The organism is Wohlfahrtiimonas larvae (assembly GCF_002006755.1).
GTDB classification, from domain to species: domain Bacteria; phylum Pseudomonadota; class Gammaproteobacteria; order Cardiobacteriales; family Wohlfahrtiimonadaceae; genus Wohlfahrtiimonas; species Wohlfahrtiimonas larvae.
Genome location: NZ_MVDO01000146.1, coordinates 1 through 6502, shown reverse-complemented (window position 1 = coordinate 6502; position 6502 = coordinate 1). Strand labels below are relative to the sequence as shown.

10 protein-coding genes are annotated in these 6502 nt (G+C 36.8%); all 10 read left to right on the top strand.

Annotated features, from left to right (window positions below; genetic code table 11):
* The coding region (locus BZK14_RS08530; protein WP_077926090.1) for a metal ABC transporter permease at positions 1-732 on the top strand (732 nt) is incomplete at its 5' end.
* 9 nt (positions 733-741) lie between these two features.
* Positions 742-990 carry a MoaD/ThiS family protein gene (locus BZK14_RS08525; RefSeq protein WP_077926089.1) on the top strand — a complete coding sequence of 83 codons (249 nt, stop codon included), beginning with the start codon at positions 742-744 and terminating at the stop codon, positions 988-990.
* The gene (locus BZK14_RS08520; RefSeq protein WP_077926088.1) at positions 991-1449 is read left to right on the top strand and encodes a molybdenum cofactor biosynthesis protein MoaE; all 459 of its coding nucleotides are present in this window, start codon (positions 991-993) and stop codon (positions 1447-1449) included. It begins immediately after the preceding gene.
* On the top strand, positions 1442-2041 hold the full coding sequence (mobA, locus tag BZK14_RS08515) for a molybdenum cofactor guanylyltransferase (RefSeq protein ID WP_077926087.1): 600 nt from the start codon (positions 1442-1444) through the stop codon (positions 2039-2041). The genes BZK14_RS08520 and mobA overlap by 8 nt, the downstream gene beginning before the upstream one ends.
* The gene (locus BZK14_RS08510; RefSeq protein WP_077926086.1) at positions 2035-3216 is read left to right on the top strand and encodes a molybdopterin molybdotransferase MoeA; all 1182 of its coding nucleotides are present in this window, start codon (positions 2035-2037) and stop codon (positions 3214-3216) included. The genes mobA and BZK14_RS08510 overlap by 7 nt, the downstream gene beginning before the upstream one ends.
* A gap of 34 nt (positions 3217-3250) precedes the next feature.
* Positions 3251-3871, top strand: coding sequence for a 16S rRNA (guanine(527)-N(7))-methyltransferase RsmG (rsmG, locus tag BZK14_RS08505; protein ID WP_077926085.1), 621 nt, complete (start codon positions 3251-3253; stop codon positions 3869-3871).
* A gap of 57 nt (positions 3872-3928) precedes the next feature.
* Positions 3929-4702: a ParA family protein gene (locus BZK14_RS08500; RefSeq protein WP_077926084.1), complete on the top strand. Its 774-nt coding sequence runs from the start codon at positions 3929-3931 to the stop codon at positions 4700-4702.
* A gap of 17 nt (positions 4703-4719) precedes the next feature.
* On the top strand, positions 4720-5619 hold the full coding sequence (locus BZK14_RS08495) for a ParB/RepB/Spo0J family partition protein (protein WP_077926083.1): 900 nt from the start codon (positions 4720-4722) through the stop codon (positions 5617-5619).
* 105 nt (positions 5620-5724) lie between these two features.
* Entirely contained in the window at positions 5725-6078 is a 354-nt protein-coding gene (locus tag BZK14_RS08490) for a hypothetical protein (protein ID WP_077926082.1), read from the top strand.
* Between the two features lie 20 nt (positions 6079-6098).
* Positions 6099-6502: F0F1 ATP synthase subunit A (locus tag BZK14_RS08485; protein ID WP_171973678.1), on the top strand; the 404-nt coding region annotated here is incomplete at its 3' end.

The window sequence follows — 6502 nt, the reverse complement described above, 5'->3', positions numbered from 1 at the left end:
GATGCATTAAGTCATGGGATTTTGCCTGGAATTGCTTTGGGGTTTATGTTCTATGGGTTTAATTTGATCGCTATGGGTATTGGCGGTGTGATTGCAGGGATAGCAATTGCATTATTAGCATTTTTAGTATCGCGTTATACGAGATTAAATGAAGATGCAAGTTTTGCTGCATTTTATCTCATTTCTCTATCCATTGGTGTCATTATTATTTCAAAGATCGGTTCACAAGTAGATTTGTTGCATATTTTGTTTGGATCTGTATTAACGATTGATAATACGATGTTGACTTTCTTGTGGGCGATTATGTGTTTTACACTGATCACAATTGCGATCATCTATCGTCCATTGGTTTTGTTTGTGATTGATCCCATTTTTTTACAGTCTATGAAAATTAAAGGCGTCAATTATTATGGTATTTTCTTATTAGTTGTTGTTGTTAACTTAATTGCAGGTTTTCAGGCTTTAGGTTCATTGATGGCTGTGGGTTTATTAATGTTGCCAGTAATCATCGGGCAATTATGGGTTCGCTCTATTGAAGGTTTGTTTGTTGTGATTATCATATTAGGATTTTTAATTGCATATTTTGGATTATTAACATCTTTTTATTTAGATGTGCCAAGCGGGCCGGCAATTATAGGCGTTGCAGGGTTAATCTATTTTTTCTCTCTGCTCTTTGGTAGATCAGGTGGGATTTTAATTCGCTTTTTCAGATTAAAGCATAAAGCAGCATAGGAGATCATAATGATTACCATTCAGTATTTTGGAGTATTAAAAGATCGTGTAGGTTTGGCTCAAGAAGAGATCGCTTGGGAGTCAGGCGATACTGAAAAGTTGCTAACAGAACTAAGGGCGCGAGATGATATATGGTCGGATGCATTAGCTCCAGAGAGAGTGTTTAGAATTGTGCTTAATGATGAAATTCTTTACGAAGTTGCGCCGGTTAAAAAAGGTGATCGTGTTGCAATTTTGCCACCAGTGACAGGAGGTTAAATGTTCTCTGTTGTTGTGCAAACTGATATTTTTAAACATGATGATGAAGTTAATCAACTGCTCGAAAGTAGTCGTAATGTCGGCGCATCCAGTAGTTTTGTGGGTTATGTTCGTGGGCATGATCATGCGAAAAATCTAAAAGCTTTATTTCTAGAGCATTATACGGGATTAACCGAACGCGAGATAATGCGCATTATTGAGATTGCGAAAGAACGTTGGGCGATTACTGGTTGTCGAGTTGTGCATCGCGTAGGTGAAATACCTGTTGGTGAGCCAATTGTTTTAGTGGCAACAGTTTCATCTCATCGTGAAGCAGCATTTCATGCGACAGAATTCATTATGGATTATTTAAAAGCAGATGCACCTTTTTGGAAAAAAGAAGTATTTGAAGATGATAGTAATCATTGGGTAGAAGCAAAATTGAGTGATCAAAATAGAAAGCGGCGTTGGCATGAGTAAAGTGGTTGGATTGATTCTGTCAGGGGGCGCAGGTAGCCGTTTAGGGGGCGTTAATAAGGGATTGGTTCTTGTTGAAGGTAAGCCTTTAGTTCAATGGGTTTATGATGTATTTTCACCACAAGTTGATGAAGTTTATATTTCTGCTAATGAAGATATCAGTGCATATAGAGCAGTATCAATGAATATTTTAAGTGATGAAAAGAGGTTCTATCGTGATGGCCCATTATCAGGCATGTATTCATTAAGAAAAATAGTAAAACCAGAGGATATTATCCAAGTAGTTACATGTGATTTGCCTTTGTTACCAAAGGATTTGGTGGTAAAGCAATTATTAAAATTGCGGGAAGAAAACTTAGATGCAGTTTATCCAAGAGATGATGAAAGGGCTCATTATGGTTTATTAATGTTTAAGGCTAAGTATATTGATGAGATAGAATCGCTGCTTTTAGATAAACAACACAGAATTAGAGATTTTTTAGCAAAGATGAAATGTGATTCATTATTCTTTGATGATTCAACTGCATTTATCAATGGGAATGATTGGGATGCGGTTGCGCAAATTACTAAAATATTGAAGGAAAGAAAATGTTAGATTTCCATGTTGCATTAACACAATTAAGTGAGGCGGTTCAGTTGCCTCAAAAAGTTCGTAAAGTTTCTTTGATTGAAAGTTTGGGTAAGCATTTAAGTGAAGATTTATTCACTGTTTACGATACACCAATGTTCAATAATAGTGCGATGGATGGCTATGCTGTTTGTGATCCTGATGAAGATTTAACTGAATTTAAAGTTGTGGGTCGAATTGCTGCAGGTGATTTGGCAAAAATTGTATTAAACAAAGGTGAATCGGTTCGTATTTTTACAGGTGCGCCCACGCCAAAAGGCACGACATCAGTTGTAATGCAAGAGCATATAGATCGTGAAGGTGATGTTATTCGCTTACAACGCAAACCTAAAAATGGTATGAATATTCGCTATTTGGGTGAAGAGGCTAAAAAAGGTGATTTATTATTAGCTAAAAATAGAGAAATGACAGCGGCAACAATTGCTTTATGTGCATCGCAGGGTTATAGCGAGATACCAGTATTTGATGGTTTATCTATTGCAGTTGTTTCAACAGGCAGTGAATTGATTCCGCAATCAGAGCCTTTATCGGCAGGTAAAATTTATGATGCAAATAGATTTATGCTGCAAGCTTGGCTGAAGAAAAATCATTATGTGCATGATGCGGGTATTGTGAAAGATAATTATGAGGCAACAAAAGCACAGTTATTAGAATTATCAAAAACTCAGGATGTCATTATCTTAAGTGGTGGTGCTTCTGTGGGTGAAGAGGATCATGTGGGCAGAGCTATTGCAGAAGTTGGGCAATTAAATGGTTGGAAAATTGCTATTAAGCCAGGTAAGCCTTTTGGTTGGGGTAAAATTGGCAATGCATATGTATTTATGTTGCCTGGTAATCCTGTATCTGCATATGTGACTTTTTATCTCTTTGTTTATCCATTTTTGCAAAAAAGTATTGGTGCAACCAATGCGACCTTTATGAAAGGTACGGCAAAATTTAAACGCGAAAAGCTAGAGCCAAGAAGGGAGTTTTTGCGTGGTATGTATGTAGAGAATCTAGAAGGTGGATTTGATTTAACTATTGCCAAAGGGCAAGGCTCTGCTATGTTATCAGGATTGGCGGTAGCGAACTGTTTAATTGAAATTTTACCAAATACGACCGTTGAAGAAGGCATGGCTTTAAACTTTTATCCTATTCAGTAATAGTCGATCATCAAAAAATAAGTAAGAGATAGTAATGGAATTTGATTTTATAAAAAATGGGTTAAGTACTGAAGGATTTGATTTTTCGGATGATCAAATTAAACAGTGGGCACATTATTTAAAGGGTATTCAGTTATGGAATAAAGCTTATAACTTGACTTCCATTGTTGAGCCTGAAGAGATGTTGGTGAAGCATTTGTTTGATTCTATTGTGTTGATCCCACATCTAGAAAAAATAAAGCATGATCGTATGATTGATGTAGGAACAGGTGCTGGTTTGCCTGGCTTTATTTTGGCAATTGCAATGCCTGATACACATTTTGTTTTATTGGATACCAATAGTAAACGTACACGATTTATGACGCAGATGAAGCTTGAATTGGGTATTAAAAATATAGAGATTGTGCATTCAAGAGTTCAGGATTATCAGCCAGCTGAATTATTTGATGTTATTTTGTCTCGTGCATTCGCAAGTGCTGAAGATATGGTCATTTGGTCGAAACATTTATTAACAGATGATGGTTGTTTTGCGGCGATGAAAGGTCATGTAACACCCGGTGAGTGGCAGTTTGCAGAAGAAGGTTATAAAAGTACGATTATTAAGCTATCTGTCCCAAGATTAGATGAAGCACGACATTTGGTCATTTTGTCTTGATGAGGATTTGATATACTTCTGCGGTAAAATTTGAATGATGATTATAGGAAGGGCTTTGTGGCAATCATAGCAGTTACGAATCAAAAGGGTGGCGTTGGTAAAACAACGACAGCGGTTAATTTGGCAGCCTGCCTAGCAGGTATGAAGGCTCGTCCTAATGTTTTGTTAATAGATTTAGACCCTCAAGGTAATGCAACAACTGGGATGGGAGTGGATAAACATTCCATCAGCTTAGGTACTGTTGATTTACTATTGGATGATGTTTCGATTAGTGATGCCATTATAGAGTTGGAAGAAAATGCCATTCGTTTAATCGGTGCTAATGGCGACTTAACAGGGGCGGAAGTATTATTAACACAAAGAGAGCAGGGGGCTTTTGTTTTGAAAGAAGGCTTGGCGCCTATTCAAAGTAACTTTAATTTTATTATTATTGATTGTCCACCCTCTTTAAATATGCTGACATTAAATGCGCTTACTGCTTCTGATCATGTGGTCGTGCCTGTGCAGTGCGAATATTACGCTCTAGAAGGCTTAACAGCGTTGATGCAAACAATAGAAGAGGTGAAAAGCACGACCAATCCAGATTTGGATATTTTAGGGATTTTGAGGACTATGTACGATGGGCGGAATGCTTTAGCGTTACAAGTATCAGAGAATTTACAAGAACATTTTGGAGAAAAATTATTAAAAACGATTATCCCAAGAAATGTTCGATTAGCTGAAGCTCCTGGATTTGGTGAGTCAATTATTAAATATGATGCTACCTCAAAGGGTGCAATTGCGTATAATGAGTTAGCAAAAGAAATCAGCCGTCGAAGTAAGCGTAAATAAGAAATGAGGAAAGTGGTTTGAAAAAACGCGGATTAGGTCGTGGTTTGGATGTTTTGTTAAATAAAACAAAACTACCAGCTCAAGAATTAATGAAAGATAATGAAGTGCACGTAGGTAAAGATGCTCATTACGGTGCTATCAAGGAAATGCCAATTGAGTTTTTGGTACCGGGTGCATATCAGCCGCGTAAAGTATTTGACGCAGTGGCTTTGGAAACATTAGCAGAATCTATTAAATCTCAGGGTATTATTCAGCCATTGGTTGTTCGTGAGATTAGTAAAGATGGGCAGAAAAAGTATGAGATTCTAGCAGGTGAGCGTCGTTGGAGAGCATCACAAATTGCAGAATTAGAAAAAGTCCCTGTGATTATTCAGTCTTTAACAGATCAAGAGGCTTTAGCTGTTGCGTTGATAGAGAATATTCAACGTGAAGATTTAAATCCTATTGAGGAAGCAGAAGCTATAGCGCGGTTTATTAATGAATTTGAGTTAACACATCAAGAAGTTGGTGAGTTAATTGGTCGTTCAAGATCATCTGTGAGTAATGTGATTCGTTTATTGGAGTTGGCAGATCAAGTACAAGAATGGTTGTTAGAACGAAAAATTGATATGGGGCACGCAAGAGCGTTGTTACCTTTAGATAATGCTCAACAAATTAAAATTGCAGAATTGATTATTCAAAAATCATTAACTGTCCGAGATGTTGAGCGATTAATGAAAGAAGGCGTTCAAGCAATAGAAAAAAACAAGCCTATAAAAAGAGATCCAGATGTTGTAAAATTAGAAAATGATTTAAGTCAATTGTTTGGTGCTAAAGTTGGTTTTCAGTCGGGCAAAAAAGGTAAAGGTAAAATGACAATTCATTATGATTCATTAGATCAATTGGATGGAATTTTACAAAAAATTGGGGTGCAATAAATTTAACTAATTCGCCTTTTTTATCAAGTTTCCTTGTGAAAAAGATTGACTTTAAAGGCTAACTGCTTATAATCGAGCTACTTTTGCCGAAGGTGTTTTGATGTGATGAAGCAAGTAATAACGATCCAATTGATCATTACGCTAAGTGCCTCAATTTTACTTTGGGTGATTGTAGGGGAAAGTGTTGGAAGGTCCTATTTTTGGGCGGGTCTTTCAATCATCTTGCCAAATTTATTTGTCATCTTTTTATCATTTTGGGTACGAAGTCGACAAGTGATTTTTTGGTTAGGTGCATTTGTCAATAAATTTATCAGTGCAATATTGCTTGCGAGCAGTATTAAGTATTTAAAAGATCCAAGTTGGGTAGCATTTCTAATAGGAGTGATTGTAACAGTGTATCTTCCTGTTGTTGTGATGAGCTTCGGTCATAAATATTTGAAGCACGATATCAAGCATTAAAATTTAGATTGGGACAAGATATGTCAGCAGAAGAGATTACCGCTAGTAGTTATATCGAGCATCACCTCGTTAATATGACTCAGACAGATTTGCCACAAGAAAACTTTGTGGACTTTAGTTTGATTAATGTCGATACCGTTCTTTGGTCGGTTGTATCGGGTATTATTGTTCTATTCTTTTTGTTTAGGGCATCGCGTAAAGCTTCTTCAGGAGTACCAACACGCTTTCAAGCTGCGGTAGAAATTCTTGTTGAATTTGCTGAAACTCAATCAAGAACATTAGTAAGTGGTCCAAATGGTTATATCGCACCATTGGGGTTGACAATATTTTTATGGGTGATTGTGATGAACTGCATGGACTTAGTGCCTGTAGATCTTCCGATGACTTTGATTAATGTGTTTGGCTTAGAAGTTGAACATCAACG